Raw genomic sequence first — 21,536 nt, 5'->3', positions numbered from 1 at the left:
GGAAAGGCGGGAATCAGCGGGCACACTCGCCTCAACAGGTCAAGGGAGCCTCCCGTGAAGATATTGGTCGTAGAGGATGAAATCAAAACCGGCGAATACCTGCGCCAGGGCTTGCGCGAGGCGGGCTTCAATGCCGATCTGGTGCATAACGGGGTCGATGGCCTTCACATGGCGCAGGAAGGCGACTACGACCTGGTCATCCTGGATGTCATGCTCCCGGGTATGGATGGTTGGCAGGTCCTGAAGAGCCTGCGGCGCCACGGCCTGGAGATGCCCGTCCTTTTCCTGACCGCCAAAGACCATGTGGATGACCGCATCAAGGGCCTGGAGCTGGGCGCGGACGACTACCTGGTCAAGCCGTTCTCGTTTGCCGAACTGCTCGCGCGGGTGCGAACCATCCTCAGGCGCGGGCGCAGCGGGACCGAGGTAACCGTGCTGCAGGTCGCGGATCTGGAGCTCGATCTGCTGCGCCGGCGCGTGAGCCGTTCCAGCAAGCGCATTGACCTCACCGCCAAGGAGTTCGGGCTGCTGGAGTTGCTTATGCGCCGCCATGGAGAGGTCCTGCCTCGCTCGCTTATCGCCTCACAGGTGTGGGACATGAACTTTGACAGCGATTCCAATGTGATCGAGGTGGCGATGCGCAGGCTGCGGGCCAAAATCGATGACGCTTACGAAACCAAGCTCATCCAGACGGTGCGGGGCATGGGCTACGTGCTTGAGGCGCCTGAGGAGAGCCCGTGAGCGCACCGTACTCGTTGACGACGCGACTGACGGTCTTTTTTACACTCGCCTCCGCATTCGTTCTCATCGGCCTGGGAGCCTTGGTCGCCGTCTCCATTGACCGGCACTTCGTGGAGCTGGATCGCGACGCCCTGCGCGACAAGATCCATCTCATGCGGGAAGTGATCGGCAAGTCCAAATCCCCCCAGGACCTGCAGACTCGTCTGGACGAGGTGCTGCACAGCCACGAGGGTCTCTTTGTCAGCGTGACACGCGGCAGCGAAGCGCTTTATTCAACACCCGGGTTTGAGTTTCCCGACAACCTTGCGGAGATGACCCGTGGCGCGCGCCTGGGCGTTGCGGCTTGGCAGGCAGGAACCAGAAATGTTCGTGGGATGTACGACTCAGTGTCTGCCTCTGGGAGCGGTGATGCGCCGCTGCAGGTCAGTGTGGCGCTGGATACGGCCCACCACAAGCACTTCATGCACGACTTGATCCGTGTCCTGGCGGTCTACGTGGCCTTGGCCACCCTGGTGGCGGGCATCCTGGGATGGTGGGCTGCCAAGAACGGGCTGGCACCCTTGCGCGCCATGCGCTCGCGCGCCATGGCTATCACGGCCAAGCGGCTCGATGAGCGCATGCCCAGCCAGGAATTCCCCATCGAGATGGCTGATCTTGCGACGACCTTGAATGAAATGCTGCGCCGCTTGAAGGAAGACTTCGATCGCCTCTCTGAATTTTCCTCGGACCTGGCCCACGAGCTGCGCACGCCCATCAACAACCTGATGACGCAAACGCAAGTCACGCTGGGCCAGTCCCGCACACCCGAGCAGTACCGCGACATCCTTGCCTCCAACGCAGAGGAATACCAGCGCCTTGGGCGGATGGTCGCGGACATGCTGTTCCTTGCGAAGGCCGACCACGGACTGATCCTACCCACGACGGAGAAGATCGCCGTGCACGCGGAGGTGCAGGCGCTTTTCGATTTCTATGAGGCGTTGGCCGAAGAAAAGCAGGTGCATCTGAAGCTGCTCGGTGCGGCGGAAATCTCTGGTGACAGGCTGATGCTGCGGCGGGCCCTGAGCAACCTTCTGTCCAATGCGGTCAGGTACACGCCGCCCGGTGAAACCGTGTTCGTTGAAATCACCGCAGACCTTCACGGAACCACGGTGAATGTCACCAATCGCGGGCCGGCCATCGATGAGCAGATGGTTCCTCGCCTGTTTGATCGGTTCTTCAGGGCAGACAAGTCGCGCAAGCAACTGGACTCCGAAGGGTCGGGTCTGGGCTTGTCCATTACCCAGGCGATCGTGCATGCACACCGCGGCCGAATCTCCGTGAGCTCGGATAGCGGCAAGACCTGCTTTTCCATGTATTTCCCCAGTGCCAACAGCATTGGCAAGCACCAGACCACCAATGCATGATTCGCTTGGCACACTCATCGACTGCTGGAAGGAAGACCCAAGCAGCACGTACAACACCTGGTTTCTATGGGACCAGCGGGTCAAGAATTTCCGCTCTATCCGCCGTGGCATTTCACAGGTCGTGCAGGATATCCGTGCGGGGACGTTCGGAAATGCTTATCGCGGCTCCTCCCTGGAGACCATCGTAGGCTCAGTCGCGGAACAGCGCCAGATCTTCAAGGGCGCGGACCATGCGTTTCTGTGGAAGCCCAAGCTGCGCATTCCGGACATCTACGAGAACGTCAGCAACCAACGCGCGTTCGCTGATCTGCTTCATACCTGCGACCAGTGCGATTGCGCCGAAGACGTGGTGGCGGCCATTCAGCGCATTGATGCGATGGGCATCAAGGGCCTGGGCCCTGCAGTCGCGAACCTGCTGTACTTCATTCACCCCACGTTGGCGACTCCGTTCAACACCGCCATTGTCAACGGCTTCAATGCCGTCACCGCAGGGCGCGTGAAGCTGGGACGCTGGGACCACTACCTTTCGATGCGGGAAGGCCTGCTGCGCCTGAACGAGCAGTACCGCTTGAAACTCTCCAACGATCTCGGTGCGATTGCGGGACTCATGTTCGACATCGGCAGCGGCAGGTATGCCGCGCCCCCGGCGGCGATGGATGCGGCGGCAGCTGCGCTCTGGCAGGAAGATCTCCTGCGTGTTCGGCAGGAATCCACTGCATTGCAAAAAGAGCTGTCCTTGGCTAGCGAGAGCGATGCAACCCATACCAGTGTCCAGGCGTTGCTACGCGACTTGGGCAAGGCTTTGGGGTTCGATGTATGGATCGCAGCCAACGACCGAGGGCGTGTGCATGGCAGCGGTCTTTTGGGGGACGGATGCCTGGTGCAATTGCCAGCGATTGCGGGCGGAGGATTGGAGTCGGTGCGCCTGATTGACGTCGTGTGGCTTGATCCCCAGTCCTCACTGGTTGCGGCCGCATTTGAGGTTGAGCATACGACATCGATCTATTCGGGCATCGTGCGGATGCTGGACCTGGCCCTTGGAACGCCTGTCGCCGACAAGTGCGCGCTCTTTCTGGTGGCCCCGGACAACCGCCGAGACAAGGTAGCTGAACAGCTCAAGAGACCCGCCTTCTCCCGCGTGTCAGAACTGGGCATCCGCTACTTGCCCTACAGCCAACTTGAACTGCACCACACGTCCATCAGCCGCTTCGGCTCCAGCATCAAACCGCTGCTGGAGATCTCGCAGCGGCTGTGAGCCTGCGCCTGTGCCTCAGCGAGAGCGCGTGTCGTCGGGCCACACGGCGGCTGCAGTTTGCTGCGCTGTCGGGAAGATGAGATTCCTGTAATCCCAACCTTAGGGATTGGCGGGTAGAGCCTCGCGTCATGCACGCTACGGCTTCGGCTCCGGCTTCTACCATGTGGTTTCGCGTTGGCAGTGAGCTCCGAGAGAGCACTCGATAACGTCTTCTTCGCAACCACGAAAGCCTCGCCATGAACGTCACGACAAAGCCTTTGGATGCGCTGCTGCCTGTCGGTGCGCTGGGAAAGTCCGCGTCCAAAGCACCAGAAGCGGTGGAAGGCGGCTTCCTGGACGCGATGAAACAGGCATTGACCACCACCACCAAGCTGCAAAGCGAGTCGGGTCGCTTGAGTCGGGAGGTGACCTTTGGAAACCCCACCGTCGGCTTGGAAGAAACCATGCTCGCGGGAGTCAAGTCCAACATCGCGTTTCAGGCAACGCTTCAGACTCGCAACCGAATTGTTCAGGCCTACACGGATGTGATGAACATGCAGGTGTGATGTCACGCAGGGCCATTGACCAAGCTGCAAGCATCGGCCGTGGCCAGACACTCGGCAATCCAGACGCGAGCCGGGTACATTGCAGCGATGTCGACGCCTTACCATCTGTTCAGGAGAATATCTTGCAGTCCAAAGATCATTGGGAGCAGGTCTACACGACCAAATCCAGCTCGGGAGTGAGTTGGTTCCAGGATCATGCTCAACAGTCCGTCGAGTTCGTCCGGCAGGCCGGCGTCACCCGAGACGCCTCCATCATCGACGTCGGAGGCGGTGCTTCGACGCTGGTCGACGACCTGCTCAATGAGGGGTACGCAAGGGTGGCAGTTCTGGACTTGTCAGAATCCGCCTTGGCCACGTCGCAGTCCAGACTGGGCCAGCGTGCGGCCGCTGTGTCTTGGCTGGTGGGCGACATCACGCGTGTCGAGCTTCCTCGGCATGCCTATGACGTGTGGCATGACCGAGCGGTCTTTCACTTCCTCACCTCGCAACGGGAGAGAGAGGCCTACCTGCAGGCAGTCCTGCGTGCCGTCAAGCCTGGCGGGCATGTCATCGTCGCGACGTTTGCCGAGGACGGCCCAGAAAAATGCAGTGGCTTGCCTGTGATGCGCTACAGCGCTCAGGGCCTGCATGCGCAGTTCGGCGCGTCATTTACCCTCTTGCAGCAGGAAGGGGAAGAACATCGCACGCCTTCCGGTACCGTGCAGAAGTTCATCTACTGCCTATGCCGCAAGGAGTTCAGCTGAAGATGGCCGCGCAATCGCGTTATGAGCCTCATCCAGATCATGAGCGGCTGACGCGCTGGCCAGCCGAGCTGGCCACCGTTGTGCTCTATGGCGTGACGCCGAATGCTCGGGCCCTGGAGTCAGGAGCCCGCGTCAGAACCGGGGATCCTGGGCGGATTCCAGCGAGTTGCCCGCCACTGCCGCGTGGTGCGCCGCATGGTAGCGATCAGGATAGATCTCGTTGAGCTTGCGGCCGTCTTCACCGACCGCCACGAGTTCACCACTACTGATGGCGCGCGCCAGTTCGTTCTTGACCTGATCGCGGGTCTTGGAAGGTGCCGAGGCGACTGCAGGATAACGTGCAGGATCAAGTTCATTGAGCTTCGCTCCCGACTCGCCGCCGGCCATGATGTCGCCCGTACGGATTGCCTGCTCCAGTTCAGCCCGCACTTGGTCGCGTGTCTTTGCGCCGAGCGCAGACACGGTCACGGGGTAGGCATGGGGGTTAAGTTGCTTGAGCGTCAGGCCCGACTCGCCAGAGGCGAGCATGTCGCCGCTTCGCATGGCCTGCACCAGCTCCGCCTGCACCTGCTCGCGCGTCTTGCTGGCACTCTGGTCCGAAGCGAACGCGGGGGCGGCGATGAGGGAAAGAACGATGAGAGTGGATTTGAGTTTCATGGTGGTTTTCTTAGCTGAATGAATGAGAAAAGTGGGCACTACCGTGAGCCGTGTACGAGCGGCCCGCTGGCAGTGCTTCGTCTGAATACACGATCAGGGCAATTGGCGGGCATCGACCCAGCCGGCCTCGCCGCCCATGTCACGCACACCGTCGCGGCCTATAGGGTTGCGTTTGGCGGCCTGCAGCTCGTCAAGGACTTGCTGGCGAGTCTTCGTCAACTGCGGGCCCTTCACCAGCGGATAGGTGGCGGGATAGCCGCGGCTGATCCAGTACAGAGAACCGTCCTTCTGGGCGGCCAGCACGGTGCTTTCGACAGCCTGGCGGCTCACGGCGTTGCCCATGTGGTCAGGGGCAAAGGTCACGCCTTCCTCCTGGCTCGGGCTGGCGTGGTACACGGAAGTGGCGAAGGATGCCGTGGCGGATGTTGCGAGGCTGGCAACGAGGACGGCGGTACGGATTTTCATGATGGTCTCCTGTGGCGCCGGATGCCCGATATGGTCCATCCAGGTGGCGTTTTGTGCACCACGAAGAGAAGTCTATAAATCTCACCCCAACATAGGGCTGACCTGCGGATTACGCTTTTGACATGCATCTAACAGGCCGAAGGAATACTTTTCGTATAGTCTGTCCTGCCGTCCAAGCCATCAACTTGCTGCTCCCTCCCGCATTTTCCAGATTCCAAGTGGGGCGCTGCACCTTCACCGAGAGCCTGTTTTCTGGGCGCAAGCTCCAAGACTGTGTCCCAGCCTCGAACCCTCTGTACCCCCGAGCAAGATGGTCAACGCGGCCTTGCCCAAGATGGATGCCCCTTTTCTTGCGCATGTATGAAGCAGGCATCAAGGGTGGCCGCCCCAGCATAGCCCCCGGGAAGCTGCTACGGGTCGGGTAAGCTGGCTCTGGCAGTCGGGCCAGGAAGGGGGCGCTGATCGCCACTCCTACTCAGCTCGCTAATGTGCCAGAGCAGAACCTGTCGGACACATCGCGCCGGTACACTGGTAGCTGGCTTGGTCAGCGAAGCTGCTGACTTGATATCTTGGGCCCTCGTGTTGAGCCGCGAGTGGGCCTTTCACATACTGCCGTGTCGGTCGATAGATTCAGACACTCTGGCACCGATAGGCGCCACGCCACGGCTACCATCGCACGCTGTGACAGCTTTCCATTTCTCCAACCCTGAACGGAGCACGCTATGCATTCCTCCCCCATCGCCCAAGACAGCACTGCAGGACTCGCAGGCGGCGCTCGTAGCCTGCTGCTCCAGCTATCAGCCGGCGCCGTATTGGGCCTTGTCGTTATGTACGGCGTAACCTTCTCCACAAGCCCCATCGTACACAATGCTGCGCACGATGTCCGTCACGTCACGGTCAAGCCATGTCACTGACTGGAGCGCGCCATGATTTTTCGACGCTTGATCCTTGCTGCGCTGGCCATGGCCCTGCTAGTTGGCATTTTGCAGTCGAGTTTGCAGCAACTTCAGACTTTGCCCATCATCAGGGCCGCCGAAAAGTTTGAGAACCAGAAGGCGGCTGCCCCGTCGCCGGTGACTGCGGCCACAGACGTTCTTGCCTACGAAAGCAAACATGATCATGGCGGCGCAGAAGCATGGGAGCCCGCCGACGGGATTGAGCGTCAGGTCTGGACATTCGTGGCCAACGTGCTTCACGCGTTCAGCATGGCGCTGCTAATGCTGGCTGTAATGGCTGTGTGCCAATGGCGCGGAAGCTCCTTGGGCGCTTTCCCGCTAGCCGCATGTGTGACCGCCGCGGGCTGGTTCAGCCTGCATTTCTGGCCCTCGCTGGGGTTACCCGCGGAGATCCCCGGCATGGACGCTGGCCGACTAGCCTCGCGCCAGGGTTGGTGGATGCTAGCTGCGGGCTGTGCAGCGCTGGCCTGCGCGTCGGTAGCGCTAATGCGCGGTCCTTTTCGCTGGGTAGTCGCTGCCGGTGGTCTAGCGTTGCCCTATGTAGTGGGCGCACCGGACATCGTTGCAGACTTGGCGACCAACTTCACCGGTGAGACACGGGCGGCGTTGCACCAACTAAGCAGTGCGTTTTTCTGGGCCACCACGTGGTTGTCGCTGTCGTTCTGGGTCAGCCTGGGGATGGCAGGTAGCCTTGCCTTCGAGCGCTGGCTGCACCCCGCTGTTGCGACGTTGTTGGCGCATCCGAATGCGGGTCATGCGGCCCCCTATGGAAACCGGCAATAAGCGACGCCCAAGGCAAGGTCATGTCAATAAGCATCGGCTCTGGAAGTCAGGACGCGGTGGTGCAGCGCGCGCGACATTATCGGCAACGTCAATCTGGTAACGGGCTGCTCACCATTGTCAAGTTCATGGCCGATCAATAGCGCGAAACAAGCCGTACCGGCCACCCAAGCGACGCTCAGCTCAGCGAAGAAAATGCTGCTGCGCCCATTCTCCAGCGTGACTTGTTCCGGGCGTTTGACGGCTTTGCAGCCGCTACCAAAACGGTGCGGCCCTGCATTGCAAAAAAATCATCAGCTCATCATCTTCTAGTTGGTTGCCGTACTGCAAGCTTCTCCTCATCACGGTATGCACCGACTCCTACGTGCCGTGTGGGGCAGCCAGCCTGGCTGGCGTTTCAATGACCAACGGTGAGGGCTAAGACCATGGCCAACAAACTATTTGCTTCTCTCCTTGCAACGGCACTATCACTGGGCTCTGCGACTCCATACGCTGCACCCACCGGCCATGAAGCGCGCGACCAAGTGTCGCCGGCCAAGGTGCAGGGCGACGAAGGGAAGACACGCTACTGGAGTCATCCTAGGCTCGGCATGGTGAAGGTGGACGCTGGCGGCCGCATGCTCACACCCCCCTCAGCCACGGATGACGTTGCACGATCCGCAGCCCCTTCCGGGGATCCTTCTGCCCGCGCACGTAGATGCGGTTCGCCAAGTTGCTAGAGACGCGTCGGCGCTCGGAAACGCGGACGGGCTTTGAGCCGCAGCTGTAAATTTGAGCGACCAGTAAGACGGCCTATGCTTGTTGAGAGCGGCGCGTCTCGGCTCGGCCGTGTGTTCCTATGTCACATAGGGTGCTGACAAATTCTCTATGCTGTTGAACGAGCTCGAAAGTAACGCCCGTCCTATTGACTGCTTTCAATTCGCCCGGCTGCCGCGTCACTGTTAATCAACATGAGTTTCTTCCCATGGCACGGAGGAAAGGCTTTGAAGCGTTCAACAGCATCATGCAAATGCTGGTCGCCCTCGGAAGCAGCGCCGCCTGATTCCCGTCAATCTGTCTTCCCAATTACCGTTCTGAAAGCTCCCTGTAATCTTCGACCCGGTACGGGCGCAAAGCTGTCCGTTGTGGGGCAAATCGTCGGCGCCGACCTACAGCGCTGAGGGCACGCAGCGGCAGAAGATGGTCCTTCCTCGCAGCCCATTGCGCTGGATTTCACAAAAAACCCGACCCCTGCCAACGAAATCAAGGAGCTTCCAATGAACCACGCCCAGACCCCTTACCAAAGTTGTATTCAGGCTTGCCTGTCGTGCGCAACGTCTTGCAACCAATGCCTTACAGCGTGCTTGCAAGAAGAAGACGTGAAGATGATGGCGCGCTGCATCGCCCTGGATGCAGACTGCGCAGCCGCATGCAGTTTCGCTGCCGCTGCGATGGCGCGCAACAGCGAGCACGCGAAAGCCATTTGCGCCCTGTGCGCCGAGATTTGCCAGGCCTGTGGCGATGAGTGCGCCAAGCACGAAGCCGCGCATTGCAAGGCCTGCGCCGCAGCGTGCCACAAGTGCGCTCAGGAGTGCCGCTCCATGGCCAGCGCCCACTGAACTACCGCGTCACCCCTGTCTGGAGAAATGCAATGAATACTTCCCACTCTGTCCTGAAAATGATCCCCGCTGCCGCACTTGCGGTCAGCGCCTTGGTGTGCCCCTTGATCGCGCAGGCCCAGCAAGCACCGCACGCGGGGATGAAAGGCTCCGGCATGGACTCCTCGATGTCCGCCGGCAAGATGGACATGAAGTCCATGATGAAGGAGAACAACGAGAAGATGTCGTCCATGGCGATGACCGGAAACCCCGATGTGGACTTTGCGCAGATGATGCGCATCCATCATCAGGGCGCTATCGACATGGCCCAGGGCCAACTGCGCGATGGCAAGGATCCGCAGTTGCTGAAGATGGCCAAGGAGATCATCTCGGCGCAGAAAAAAGAGATTGCGGTCCTGGACGCATTCTTGGCACGAAGCGGCAAAGCGCCTGCAGGCGCCAAGTAGCCTGCCAGCGCCCCCAGCCGCTGCCCCTGGACCTGGAGCCCATCCAGATCCAGGGGCAGTAGCTTATGGGCTCCCTGCAATGGAATTTGCGCAGAGCTGAGGCAGGACTTGCGATAGATCAGTGTTGCCCATGTTCAGGCTTGACATTGCCACCGTGTCAGGGCCTATTGTTCGCACGCGACCTACCGCCAAGCCGATAGACAGGAGTTCTCTACATGTCAACCGCAACGCCGCACAGCCACCACGCCCATGAGGGCCATGACGCACATGCGCCCCATCCACCGACGGGTCTCAAGGATCCTGTCTGCGGCATGGATGTGACGAATCAGTCCCTTCATTCAGCTGAGCATGAAGGGCATCACTTCTACTTTTGCAGCGCCAAGTGCCGCACCAAATTCGTCGATGCTCCCGAGAAGTACGTTCCCGGGAGCAACGCACCCGCTTCGCGCGAACCCGAAGCGGTCCAGCCCGGCACGATCTATACCTGCCCCATGCACCCGGAGGTGCAGCTGGACCACCCAGGAAACTGCCCCAAGTGCGGCATGAGCCTGGAGCCGATGCTTCCGACGATGGAGGAAGGCGAGAACGCCGAGCTGGTGGATTTTCGTCACCGTTTCTGGTGGACACTGCCCCTGACCATCGTGGTTACGGTCCTGGCCATGGCTGGCCACCAACTGCAGTGGTTCGAGATGGCCACTCAGAGCTGGATCGAGCTGGTCCTGACCGTTCCCATCGTGCTGTGGGCCGGTTGGCCTTTCTTCGTGCGTGGCGCCCAGTCGGTGATCAATCGCAGTCCCAATATGTGGACTCTGATCAGTCTGGGCACAGGAGCTGCCTTCGTGTACAGCGTGGTGGCCACCGTGGCTCCGGGTGTTTTTCCGGCTTCGTTTCAGGCCATGGGGCGCGTGTCGGTGTACTTTGAAGCCGCGGCCGTCATCATTTCGCTGACGCTGCTCGGCCAGATGCTGGAGCTCAAGGCGCGCTCCCAGACTTCCGCTGCCATCAAGTCGCTTCTGGGCCTGGCGCCCAAGACCGCGCGGCGCATCGACCCCGACGGGCAGGAAAGCGACGTGCCCCTGTCTCATGTGCATGTGGGAGACCTTCTGCGTGTGCGCCCCGGCGAGAAAGTGCCTGTGGACGGCGTGGTGGTCGAAGGCAGCAGCGCTGTGGACGAAGCCATGCTTACAGGCGAGCCCTTGCCCATCGTCAAAGGGCCAGGGGATGCCGTGATTGGCGCCACGCTCAACACCAACGGTGCGCTGATCATCCGATCGGAGCGTGTGGGATCTGCCACCATGCTGTCCCAGATCGTGCAGATGGTCTCGCAGGCGCAGCGCTCAAGGGCGCCCATGCAGCGCATGGCAGACCAGGTGGCGGGGTACTTCGTGATGGCCGTGGTCGGTATCGCGTTGCTGACACTGTTCGCATGGGGCCTGTTCGGGCCGGAACCACGCTGGGTCTATGGCCTGGTCAACGCGGTTGCTGTGCTAATCATCGCGTGTCCCTGTGCTCTGGGCCTGGCAACGCCCATGTCCATCATGGTGGCGACGGGCCGGGGCGCGACCAGCGGCGTCCTGTTCAGGGATGCCGCCGCCATCGAGAACCTGCGCAAAGTAGACACGCTGATCGTGGACAAGACCGGTACGCTTACCGAGGGCAAGCCGTCGTTCGAGCGGGTGGTGGCCATGCCCGGCCTGTCCGAGGACGAAGTGCTGCGCCTGGCGGCCAGCCTGGACCAAGGCAGCGAGCATCCCCTGGCAGACGCGATTGTCCAGGCGGCCCGTGCCAAGGGCATGGCATTGGACAAACCGGAAGACTTCGAATCCGGATCGGGCATCGGTGTACGCGGCCGGGTTGCAGGCCGCCACTTGGCCCTGGGTAACACCGTCCTCATGGAGCAAATGGGGGTTGCGATCGATCCGCTGCTCGCCCAAGCCGAGGCGCTGCGTGCCACGGGCGCCAGCGTGATGTACCTGGCGGCAGATGGACAACTGCAAGGCCTGCTGGCGGTCTCCGATGCGGTCAAGGCTAGTACGCCCGAAGCACTGGCAACCTTGCATGCGGCGGGGCTGCGCATCATCATGGCCACCGGTGACGGCATGACCACCGCCAAAGCGGTGGGCGCGAAGCTCGGCATCGATGAGGTCCACGGCGAGGTCAAGCCGGCAGACAAGCTGGCGCTGGTGTCCCGGCTGCAGGCAGAAGGCCGTGTTGTTGCCATGGCTGGCGACGGGATCAACGACGCGCCTGCTCTGGCCAAGGCGGATGTGGGAATCGCAATGGGCACCGGCACCGACGTGGCAATGAACAGCGCCCAGGTTACCCTCGTCAAAGGGGATCTTCGCGGAATATCCACGGCGCGCGAACTGTCGGAGGCTACGGTGGGGAACATGAAACAGAACCTGATGTTCGCCTTCTTGTACAACGCCCTGGGCATCCCAATCGCCGCGGGTCTGCTTTACCCGTTTACCGGCTGGCTACTGTCGCCGATGATCGCCGCCCTGGCGATGAGCCTGAGTTCGGCATCCGTGATCGCCAATGCATTGCGTTTGCGCAAGGGCTAGGCAGTTATCGCAACCAGAATGTGATCTGCGTTCAGTCCCAGCCCCCCGACTTGGGTACCATCGCACCATGACAAACGTCAGAAGCATCGTGTCGCGCCAAGGACGCTGGATTGCCAGCCTCCTGGTAGCGGCGTTGCTTCTTATGCAATTCGCCCTGGCTGCCTATGCCTGCCCGAGGCTCGACTCCGCAGCCCATGCTTCGTCGATGCAAAAGGCGGGCATGGCCATGGAGGAAGCGGTCCCGATGGCGTCCATGCCGGAGTGCCATGCCATGGCGACGACCATGGATGAACAGGATCCGCAGTTGTGCCGAGCCCATTGCGAAGGTGACAACCAGTCTGCTCCTTCGCTACACAGCTTCGACCTGCAGGCCCTCGCGGCGCACGCCATCTGGGTTGCCTATTTGCTGCCCGCAGTGCTGGACGAGTTGCAACGCGCTGACACCCGGGCTTTCTACGCAGAGTTCGATAGCCGAGCGGGATCTCCACCCCTCTATCTGACACACAAGGTCTTTCGGAATTGATCGCGCACGGTGTGCATGCTGCCCTGCAGCGTGTGCGCAAGTCTGACTTCGTGCCCATTCATTTCGAGGACCATCATGTCAAATGTCTTTACCGGCGCCCCATGCGGGCGCATGGCCGCGTCTTCACGCGCCCTGCAGCACACCCTGGTGCGCCACCACCTGAGCCGACTTCGCCTTGGCGTGCTGGGTGTCTTGCTGGCAGCCGCAGGTACCTTCAGCCCCCCAGTCCACGCCTTGGGCTTCACCGAAGCGCTGGAGCTGGCTGAGCAGCAAAGTCCCCGCATCGCAGCCCAGCGGCTGCAGATTGACGCTGCCGGCAGCACCCAGAAGGCGGCCGGAAGGCTGCCCGACCCCAAACTATCGGTGGGCATCGAAAACTTCCCCATCACCGGCATGGACCGCGGAAGCCTCTCGCGCGAATCCATGACCATGCAACGCCTGGCGCTGATGCAGGAAGTCCCCAACCGGGCCAAGCGCGATGCGCAGATCGCCGGCGCCCAGGCCAAGGTAGAGCGCGAACGCGCCGCCTTGGCTGTTCAGCGGGTGCAGATCCGCCAAGAATTGAGCCAAGCCTGGATCATGGCCCAGGCCATTGAGCGGCGCGATCTGGTCCTCACGGATTTGCTGGCGGAGAACCAGCGCCTGCAGGACAGTCTTCCCTCGCGCATCGCAGGAGGCACCGCCCAGGCGGGTGACCTGCTGGCGGCCCGGCAGGAGGCGCTTGCTCTGTCGGATCGGCGAGATGACCTTCGCAGGGATCGCGTCAAGGCGCGCGCGATGCTGCGCCGCTGGGTGGGTTCCCGTTCCGATGAAGCGCTGCACGGTACGGCTGGTCCACTCAGCCGCCCTGTGGAAGAACTTCGCGCGCAGGTGCAGCGCCACGCCGAGCTCGCCCAGTATCCAGCCATGCAGGCCATGGCCGCGGCCGAGTCGCTCGAGGCGCAGGCACAAACGCGCGGAGACTGGTCCTGGGAGGTCGCCTACAGCCGCCGTGCGCGCCGGTGGGGCGACATGGTGTCTTTCCAGGTGACGTTTGATCTTCCGTGGCAACAAGAGCGGCGCCAGGGTCCCCAGATCAAGGCCAAGCAACTGGAGCTGCAGCGTCTGGAGGCCGAGCAGGAAGACGTGACCCGCAGGCGCTTGCAGGAGCTTGACGACAGCGCCGCCGAGCTAGCTGCGCTGCAAAGCCAGATCGAGCGACTGCAGTCCGCCGGCATCGGCCTGGCGCAGGGACGTGCCCAACTCGCGCTTGCCAACTACCAGGCCGCCAAGGGCGACCTCAGTGCAGTGCTGGGTGCCCGCGCACAGGTGCTCGAGGCGCAATGGCGCTTGATCGACCTGCAGGTGCAGCGCGATGCAGTGACTGCCCGGCTGAACAGCCTGATTGCCGATTGAGCGGAGAACGACATGACAAATTCTAGTTTCAAAAAAACCGCTGTGGCGGTGGCGTTGCTCTGCGCAGGCATCGCGCTGGGATGGGGCCTGGCCCAATGGCGCATCTCTGGTGGCACCGGGGCTGGTGTCTCCACAGCAGAGACAGGAGCCACGAAGTCCGACCGCAAGGTCTTGTACTGGTACGACCCCATGGTGCCGACACAGAAGTTCGAAAAACCGGGCAAGTCGCCCTTCATGGACATGGCCTTGGTCCCCAAGTATGCGGATGAAGACATGCAGCAAGGCAGCGGGCTGAATGTGTCCGCACAGGCGGTGCAGGCCCTGGGTCTGCGCACCGCTGTGGTGGAACAACGTGACATTGGCGCCGACGTTGTTGCGCTGGGCTCGGTGCAGCTCAATGACCGCGATGTGAGTATCGTCCAGGCCCGCTCGGCCGGGTTTGTAGAGCGGGTGTACGCCAGGGCGCCGGGCGACGTGGTAGCCGCAGGCGCGCCGCTTGCCGACCTGCTGCTGCCCGAATGGGTCGCTGCGCAACGCGAATTCCTCGCGGTTCGGGCCCTCAAGGACGACACGCTGACGGCGGCCGCGCGCCAGCGACTGGCGCTGCTGGGCATGCCGGCTGCGCTCGTGGCCCAGGTGGAACGCACGGGCGAACCCCAGGGCCGCTACACCGTGACCTTTCCGCAAGGGGGCCTGGTGGCGGAACTCATGGTGCGCCAGGGAATGACGGTTTCCGCGGGTGCCAGCCTGGTGCGCGTGAACGGGCTGGCCAGTGTCTGGATCGAGGCCGCTGTTCCCGAGGCGCAAAGCGGGCCCTTGCAGTTGGGACAGGATGCCCAGGTTCGCTTGGCGGCGTTTCCCGGTGAAACCCTCAAGGCCCGCATAGTGAGCATCCTGCCCGAAGCCAACCGCGACACCCGCACGGTGCGCGTGCGCCTGGAGCTTCCAAATCCCGGCCAGCGCCTTAAAGCGGGCATGTCCGGGCAGATCCTACTTGCAGGACGCAAGCAGCCTGCGCTGCTCGTGCCCAGCGAGGCAGTGATCCGGACCGGCAAGCGGGCGCTGGTCTACGTGGTCGATGGCCCGGGCAAATACCACCCCGTCCAAGTGCAACTCGGTGCCGAAATCGATGATCGCCTGGTCGTGCAAGGCGGATTGATCGCAGGGCAGCAGGTGGTAGCGTCCGCGCAGTTCCTGATTGATTCGGAAGCAAGCCTGCGGGGGATCATGCCTGCCCAAGCGCAGGCCACTGGCACGCAAGCTGCCAGTGCGCAGGTTTCACCAGCCCCCTCAGCGCCCAAGAGTTTTACCGTGCGAGGGGTGGTCGATGAGGTGACGCCGACCGAGATGACGCTCACCCACGATGCCGTCCCCGAGCTGAAATGGCCCGGCATGACCATGCCATTCAAGCTGGCGGCGCCCGAGTTGGCCAAGGGTTTGAAACCTGAGCAGCTGGTGCGGTTCACGTTTCGGCAACAAGGCAAGGACTTTGTGATCACCGCGGTGGAAAGGATCAAGCCATGATCGCGCGACTGATCCGCTGGTCGGTCGCGAACCGCTTTCTGGTTCTCCTGGCCACTCTGATGCTCACGGCCTGGGGCGGGTGGGCTGTGCGCATGACCCCTGTGGATGCGCTACCGGACCTCTCGGACGTCCAGGTCATCATTCGCACCAGCTATCCCGGCCAGGCACCTCAGATTGTTGAAAACCAGGTGACCTACCCGCTGTCGACCACGATGCTGTCCGTGCCAGGGGCGAAGACGGTGCGCGGCTTTTCGTTCTTCGGGGACTCGTTCGTCTACATCCTGTTCGAGGACGGAACCGATCTCTATTGGGCACGTTCGAGGGTGCTGGAGTACATGAACCAGGTGCAGGGCCGATTGCCAGCCACGGCCAAGTCGTCTCTGGGACCGGATGCGACAGGTGTGGGCTGGATCTACCAGTACGCGCTGGTGGATCGCACTGGTAAGAATGATCTGGCCCAACTGCGCGCCCTGCAGGACTGGTTCCTGAAGTTCGAACTCAAGAGCTTGCCCAACGTCGCCGAAGTGGCTTCGGTGGGAGGGATGGTCAAGCAGTACCAGGTCGTTCTCGACCCCATCAAGCTCGCCTCCTACGGGATCAGCCAAGGACAGGTGCGCGAAGCGGTCATGAATGCGAACCAGGAAACCGGCGGGTCGGTGCTGGAACTGGCCGGCGCGGAGTACATGGTGCGTGCAAACGGCTACCTCAAGACCCTGGACGATTTTCGCGCAGTCCCCTTGGCGGCGCGCGGCGGAATCACGGTACGCCTTGGAGATGTAGCGACGGTCCAGACAGGCCCGGAAATGCGCCGCGGTATCGCAGAGCTCGACGGTGAAGGAGAGGTCGCGGGAGGGGTGGTGATCCTGCGCTCCGGCAAGAACGCCCAGGAGACCATCGCGGCCGTCAAGGCCAAGCTGGCGCAGCTGCAAAGCAGCCTGCCCAAGGGGGTTGAGATCGTCACCACGTACGACCGCAGCGCACTCATCGAGCGGGCCATCCAGAACCTCACGGTCAAGCTGCTGGAGGAGTTTGCCGTGGTCGCACTGGTCTGCGTCGTTTTCCTGTGGCACCTGCGATCCGCGCTGGTGGCCATCATCTCGCTGCCGCTGGGGGTCATGACCGCTTTCCTGGTCATGCACTACCAGGGCATCAACGCCAACATCATGTCCCTGGGTGGGATCGCGATCGCCATAGGTGCCATGGTGGACGCCGCCGTGGTGATGATCGAGAACGCCCACAAGAAGCTGGAGGCCTGGCAGCACGCCCATCCGGACCGAGCACTTGTCGGGCAGGAGCGATGGACCGTCATCACCGAGGCTGCCGAAGAGGTCGGGCCTGCGCTGTTCTTCTCGCTGCTGATCATCACCTTATCCTTCGTCCCGGTCTTCACCCTCGAAGCGCAGGAGGGGCGCCTGTTCGGGCCACTGGCCTTCACCAAGACCTACGCCATGGCGGCGGCGGCGGGTCTTTCCGTCACCCTGATTCCCGTGCTCATGGGCTATTGGATACGGGGTCGCATCCCCGACGAGCAGAAGAACCCCATCACGCGGGTGCTGATCACGGTGTACCGGCCATGCCTCGAATGGGTTCTCTCTCGCCCCAAGTCGACCCTCGTCATTGCCGTACTGGCATTGGCAACAACGATCTGGCCCTTGTCCCGACTGGGCGGCGAGTTCCTGCCGCGTCTGGACGAGGGGGATCTGCTGTACATGCCTTCAGCGCTGCCGGGACTCTCGGCCCAGCGGGCAACCGAACTGCTGCAGCTGAGCAATCGCATGATCAAGACGGTGCCCGAGGTCGAGCGGGTGTTTGGCAAAGCGGGACGCGCGGAGACAGCGACCGACCCCGCGCCGCTGGAGATGTTCGAAACCACGGTGAAACTCAAGCCCAGGGACCAGTGGCGCCCAGGCATGACGCCCGAAAGCCTCATCGAGGAGTTGGACAAGGCCGTCAAAATCCCGGGCCTGTCCAACATCTGGATCCCTCCCATCCGCAACCGCATCGACATGCTGGCCACGGGCATCAAGAGCCCGATCGGAGTCAAAGTCACCGGAAGTGACCTGCGCGTGATCGATGGGATCGCCGCTCAGGTCGAGCAAGTGGCCAAGGGGATTCCTGGTGTGTCATCGGCGCTCGCGGAGCGCCTGACGGGTGGGCGCTATGTAGATGTGCGCATTGATCGCGCAGCGGCGGGACGGTATGGCCTGAATGTGTCCGACGTCCAGGCCGTGGTCTCGGGGGCCATCGGGGGAGAAAACATCTCCGAAACCGTCGAAGGGCTGGCCCGGTTCCCCATCAGTTTGCGCTACCCGCGCGAATGGAGGGACTCTCCCGAACGCCTGGCCCAGTTGCCTTTCTCAACGCCCACGGGGCAGCAGGTCACGCTGGGCAGCGTGGCCACGGTGTCCATCACCGATGGCCCACCGATGCTCAAGAGCGAGAATGCCCGCCCATCGGGCTGGGTGTATGTCGATGTGCGAGGGCGCGACCTGGCCTCGGTTGCGAATGATCTGCGCGACGCGGTGGGCCGCCAGATCAAGCTCGAACCCGGTGTCAGCATCACGTATTCGGGCCAGTTTGAATACCTGGAGCGGGCCAATGCACGCCTGAAAGTGGTGGTGCCCGCAACGCTGTTGATCATTTTTGTGCTGCTCTTCCTGACCTTCTCCCGCCTGGGTGAGGCGGCCTTGATCATGGCCACGCTGCCGTTTGCGCTCACCGGCGGAATCTGGTTTCTGTACCTGATGAACTACAACCTGTCGATCGCGACGGGGGTAGGTTTCATTGCGCTGGCAGGGGTTGCAGCGGAGTTCGGTGTGGTAATGCTCATCTACCTCAAGCAGGCATTGGCCGAGAGGTGCCCGGACGGTCGGGAGCCCACGCTTGAAGAGTTACTGGACGCCATCCGGGAGGGCGCCGTACTGCGCGTGCGGCCCAAGGCCATGACCGTGGCAGTGATCCTGGCAGGCCTGGTTCCGATCGTTTGGAGCAGCGGGACCGGCTCGGAAGTCATGAGCCGCATCGCGGCCCCCATGCTGGGCGGCATGGTGACGGCGCCGCTTCTGTCCTTGTTTGTGATTCCCGCTGCCTACGTGCTGATGCGAAAGCCGCGAGCACGCAGGCAGGTGAAGGCCATTGAGTCGTGAACGAACGCTTCATGCGGTCGCTTCGCAATCGGGCTGACCCGGGAAACGTCCAAGCCGTGGGGGGGCGAACGCTTGGGGGATCACGCATGGACCGGGATGCGGACGTTCAGCTGTTGGCGTACCCAGTTGAAACTGACCAGTGAGCGCAGGCCATCACTACGGACCTGCGCATCGCCATCCAGCGACCGCAGGCTCGCGATCAATGTCAGGTCACGAATCGAACTGGCGGTCGATTTGGGCTCAACACCGGAGGTGCGCTACCGTTGCCTGGCGGCTCTGCCGAGCGAGGGAACACTCAGCGTTAAAGGACGGCTACCAGCGAGCAATCTAAACCGACTTCGAACGCAGCAGTGCATACAAGGCCAGGATTCCCGCCAGGAGCCCCCCAGCCAAAGCAGAGGCGTGCCAGTCACTGCTGGAAACCCGGAGCCGACCAGTAACAGGCATATGACGGTTCCCGCAGCTGGCACCCAGCGTGGAATTTCAAACCGGCCGACCGGCTCGCTCCGGCGCCCATTGAGGATAAACAGGGCACCGTTCACAACGGCGAGGACGGCGAAGACGGCGAGCAGCAGTAGCACAGAGGCCGAGGCCAAGTTGGCGATGCTGCCGAACATTCCGAGAGGCAGCAGGAGCGACATCAGCATAATGGCTGCCAGGTGCGGAGTGCGCGAGCGCTGGTGCACATTGCCCAGCGCCCGCGGCAAAAGCCCCTGCTACGCCATGCCATAGACCAGGCGGGAACTCGTGACGTAGTTGACCAGCGCCGTGTTGGCGACCGCGAACAGCGTCATCACGGTAAAGACCCAGGGCGTGATGGCTGGCGCGGCACGCGCGATCACCTCCGTTAACGGCCCGGGTGCTTTCGACAATTCGCGCCAAGGCACGACGGAAACGGCCAAGACGGCCACCGCCACAGAGATCTGCGCGCCGATGACCATCGCAGGTCAGCCCGTAGATGTCCAAGCCAAGCATGCTCCCGAGTCCATACAGCGTCAGCTGGAATGGCCCGATTGACCGGATCAGCGTTGACCCCGGTGCCCCTGCCTCGGGATTGACGGGACCCTTGTTCAAGAAGACTGGCCTATTTCACGCAGGTGCTCGGAGCCATCAGCAGCTAGCCGGACTGCAGTGGTCCATGGCCGGCCCGCAGGCGCCTGAACTCGACGATGCGCTGAGGCCGCCCTCCATCGAGCCGCTGAACACCGGCGCAAAGCCTCCGCCCAAGGTACGAAAGTTGGTGGTCTGTCCCTGATACAACCGGGCGGCCAACCACATGACAGATCCCTCGTATGTGTACGCCCGCATGTCGAACTTCATGGCTTGCCCTGAGTCATCCCCGCTGACCTTGCGCTCACCTGGAGTCACGAACGCCTGGGCAACATATTCCCCGGCCAGGATCTCCTGCCAGACGCGCTTGGTCAGCTTGTCGCCACGATAGGCCGCACGGCTGCCAAACCCGGCAACCGGCTTGAAGAACAAACTTCGCCGCGCGTCCCAGAGGCGTTGTGCGTCTCCAGCCACGACGATCTCCGTGTGGGGCACATGCTCCAACAGCACCTTTTGCAAGCCATCAGGGACACCAAGCGCACTCATCCGTGATGGATCGCTAAAGAGCGCGAGGTTGCGCTTGTCCGCGTACAACGCGTGAGCCCGTGGGTTCGGCGTCAAGACCACTCCGTCCTGGAGATATGCCTCGCGCAAGGCCGAGCTGCCCGACTCCTCGAGGTAAAAGTCAGTCAGGCGGTTATAGACGAGGTCGATCGCAAGCTCCCCGGCCCAAAGCACACCACCGCGCCACTGCAAGTCAGTCGGGCCGACGATGACGGTCCGCAGGCCGTGCTGTTCAAATAGCCGCTGAAATAGCAGGAACTCAGGGTAGAGATATTGCTGCTCCGGCGCCTCGTCGACGATCGCGACGCTCGCAAGCGGTCTTCCCCGGCCGGCGAGTTCCCATTCCCGAACAAACATGGCCGCGATCCGCTCTTCGAAAGCGTCAACATCCAGGAGCGTCGGCGCCATCCCGTCCATCACTGAACAGCAAGCGCGCTGCGCACGTGCGAGGACCGCGTTCAGCATGGCGCCCCCGGCGTTCGTGTTGATCTCAATCAGCCCCAGCCGATCCTTCCCGACGTGAAAATCGTACCCGAAGAAAACTCCTTTCGGGCCTGCCGCACCGAGACGGGCAATGGCGGGAGCCGCTCCCAGCACCTGATCACGATACGCCGGCAGGGCCACAACCGACTCGACCGCGCGGATCACCTCGGCAATGCGACGGGCCTGGGCGGCTTCAACAAACACTGGCCTCGCTGCGAACACATAAGGACAGCGCTCCCGCACGAGCTCGGAAAGCTGCACTCCCGCGAGCTCAAAGCTCAATGCTCGCGCCAACGCGTCCTTGTCCAAGGTGAGGCAGAAGCATCCGTTGTTGAGGGACTCTTGCGCGCTGACAACAGGCTCCACGGACGTAAATGGTGCTGCCGTGATCATGAGGATCGACTTCTGGTTAAACGAGAGGAAAGGAATTGGGGCATTGCGGCATGGTACGCCCGTCGCGCTGCTGCTCAGCTGAAGAACTGCATTGCTTCTGAACTCGGCGCATTGCCTTACGCCGCTATGTTCGCCAACGCACCGACCACCCCACCGACTCGGGAGCACTCTGGTTTACTGCATAGACGCCGCTTTGACATAGGTCAACTCGCATCGGCGCTTGACCTCGTAACATGAATCGATCTGAACCTTGTCATGAAGCTCCTCTCACGATTCACCACTAGCCGCAATGCCGCATCGTTGAT

18 protein-coding genes and 1 pseudogene are annotated in these 21,536 nt (G+C 62.1%); 15 read left to right on the top strand and 4 right to left on the bottom strand.

Annotated elements, in window-relative coordinates; translation table 11 throughout:
• Positions 1-54 precede the first annotated feature (54 nt).
• From ACSQ3Y_RS33885 to ACSQ3Y_RS33865, 5 genes are all read left to right on the top strand, one after another.
• A complete protein-coding gene (locus ACSQ3Y_RS33885; RefSeq protein ID WP_436180405.1) occupies positions 55-741 on the top strand; it encodes a heavy metal response regulator transcription factor in 687 nt (228 codons plus the stop codon).
• Positions 738-2,144: a heavy metal sensor histidine kinase gene (locus tag ACSQ3Y_RS33880; protein WP_436180404.1), complete on the top strand. Its 1,407-nt coding sequence runs from the start codon at positions 738-740 to the stop codon at positions 2,142-2,144. Before ACSQ3Y_RS33885 ends, ACSQ3Y_RS33880 begins: the two co-directional genes overlap by 4 nt.
• Positions 2,137-3,399 (top strand): type II restriction endonuclease, encoded by a 1,263-nt coding sequence (locus ACSQ3Y_RS33875; protein WP_436180403.1) that lies wholly within the window; start codon positions 2,137-2,139, stop codon positions 3,397-3,399. The genes ACSQ3Y_RS33880 and ACSQ3Y_RS33875 overlap by 8 nt, the downstream gene beginning before the upstream one ends.
• A 236-nt stretch (positions 3,400-3,635) precedes the next feature.
• Positions 3,636-3,944 carry a flagellar hook-basal body complex protein FliE gene (fliE, locus tag ACSQ3Y_RS33870; RefSeq protein ID WP_436180402.1) on the top strand — a complete coding sequence of 103 codons (309 nt, stop codon included), beginning with the start codon at positions 3,636-3,638 and terminating at the stop codon, positions 3,942-3,944.
• 122 nt (positions 3,945-4,066) lie between these two features.
• Complete coding sequence (locus tag ACSQ3Y_RS33865; RefSeq protein WP_436180401.1) at positions 4,067-4,687, top strand: class I SAM-dependent methyltransferase; 621 nt, start codon at positions 4,067-4,069, stop codon at positions 4,685-4,687.
• Positions 4,688-4,819: 132 nt separating this feature from the next.
• Here ACSQ3Y_RS33865 and ACSQ3Y_RS33860 read toward each other — a convergent pair whose 3' ends face one another.
• Together ACSQ3Y_RS33860 and ACSQ3Y_RS33855 are read right to left on the bottom strand one after the other, a co-directional pair.
• Positions 4,820-5,344 carry a DUF4148 domain-containing protein gene (locus tag ACSQ3Y_RS33860; protein WP_436180400.1) on the bottom strand — a complete coding sequence of 175 codons (525 nt, stop codon included), beginning with the start codon at positions 5,342-5,344 and terminating at the stop codon, positions 4,820-4,822.
• A gap of 93 nt (positions 5,345-5,437) precedes the next feature.
• Complete coding sequence (locus ACSQ3Y_RS33855) at positions 5,438-5,809, bottom strand: hypothetical protein (RefSeq protein WP_436180399.1); 372 nt, start codon at positions 5,807-5,809, stop codon at positions 5,438-5,440.
• A gap of 218 nt (positions 5,810-6,027) precedes the next feature.
• Here ACSQ3Y_RS33855 and ACSQ3Y_RS33850 point away from each other — a divergent pair.
• From ACSQ3Y_RS33850 to ACSQ3Y_RS33805, 10 genes and pseudogenes are all read left to right on the top strand, one after another.
• Positions 6,028-6,225, top strand: a pseudogene (locus ACSQ3Y_RS33850) (IS5/IS1182 family transposase); the annotation flags it as partial.
• 306 nt (positions 6,226-6,531) lie between these two features.
• Positions 6,532-6,723, top strand: a complete 192-nt coding sequence (locus tag ACSQ3Y_RS33845) for a CbtB domain-containing protein (RefSeq protein ID WP_436180398.1) — start codon at positions 6,532-6,534, stop codon at positions 6,721-6,723.
• A 12-nt stretch (positions 6,724-6,735) separates the two neighbouring features.
• Positions 6,736-7,548, top strand: a complete 813-nt coding sequence (locus tag ACSQ3Y_RS33840; RefSeq protein ID WP_436180397.1) for a CbtA family protein — start codon at positions 6,736-6,738, stop codon at positions 7,546-7,548.
• A 1,253-nt stretch (positions 7,549-8,801) separates the two neighbouring features.
• A complete protein-coding gene (locus tag ACSQ3Y_RS33835) occupies positions 8,802-9,143 on the top strand; it encodes a four-helix bundle copper-binding protein (RefSeq protein WP_436180396.1) in 342 nt (113 codons plus the stop codon).
• A 59-nt stretch (positions 9,144-9,202) separates the two neighbouring features.
• Positions 9,203-9,589, top strand: a complete 387-nt coding sequence (locus tag ACSQ3Y_RS33830; RefSeq protein WP_436180395.1) for a DUF305 domain-containing protein — start codon at positions 9,203-9,205, stop codon at positions 9,587-9,589.
• Between the two features lie 215 nt (positions 9,590-9,804).
• A complete protein-coding gene (locus tag ACSQ3Y_RS33825; RefSeq protein WP_436180394.1) occupies positions 9,805-12,153 on the top strand; it encodes a heavy metal translocating P-type ATPase in 2,349 nt (782 codons plus the stop codon).
• A gap of 67 nt (positions 12,154-12,220) precedes the next feature.
• Positions 12,221-12,676 (top strand): hypothetical protein, encoded by a 456-nt coding sequence (locus ACSQ3Y_RS33820; RefSeq protein WP_436180393.1) that lies wholly within the window; start codon positions 12,221-12,223, stop codon positions 12,674-12,676.
• A gap of 111 nt (positions 12,677-12,787) precedes the next feature.
• The gene (locus ACSQ3Y_RS33815; protein ID WP_438825488.1) at positions 12,788-14,071 is read left to right on the top strand and encodes a TolC family protein; all 1,284 of its coding nucleotides are present in this window, start codon (positions 12,788-12,790) and stop codon (positions 14,069-14,071) included.
• 42 nt (positions 14,072-14,113) lie between these two features.
• Entirely contained in the window at positions 14,114-15,595 is a 1,482-nt protein-coding gene (locus tag ACSQ3Y_RS33810; protein WP_436180391.1) for an efflux RND transporter periplasmic adaptor subunit, read from the top strand.
• Positions 15,592-18,741 carry an efflux RND transporter permease subunit gene (locus ACSQ3Y_RS33805; protein WP_409956346.1) on the top strand — a complete coding sequence of 1,050 codons (3,150 nt, stop codon included), beginning with the start codon at positions 15,592-15,594 and terminating at the stop codon, positions 18,739-18,741. Before ACSQ3Y_RS33810 ends, ACSQ3Y_RS33805 begins: the two co-directional genes overlap by 4 nt.
• 716 nt (positions 18,742-19,457) lie before the next feature.
• On the opposite strand, the gene ACSQ3Y_RS33800 is transcribed toward ACSQ3Y_RS33805, so the two are convergent.
• Entirely contained in the window at positions 19,458-19,682 is a 225-nt protein-coding gene (locus tag ACSQ3Y_RS33800; protein WP_409956347.1) for a hypothetical protein, read from the bottom strand.
• Between the two features lie 169 nt (positions 19,683-19,851).
• Positions 19,852-21,231: a hypothetical protein gene (locus tag ACSQ3Y_RS33795; RefSeq protein ID WP_409956348.1), complete on the bottom strand. Its 1,380-nt coding sequence runs from the start codon at positions 21,229-21,231 to the stop codon at positions 19,852-19,854.
• Positions 21,232-21,536 lie beyond the last annotated feature (305 nt).

It is taken from the genome of Acidovorax sp. LjRoot66, assembly GCF_964253305.1.
GTDB lineage: Bacteria > Pseudomonadota > Gammaproteobacteria > Burkholderiales > Burkholderiaceae_C > Acidovorax.
Note: the sequence above shows the minus strand (reverse complement) of the source record. Positions and strands in the feature narration are given on the sequence as shown.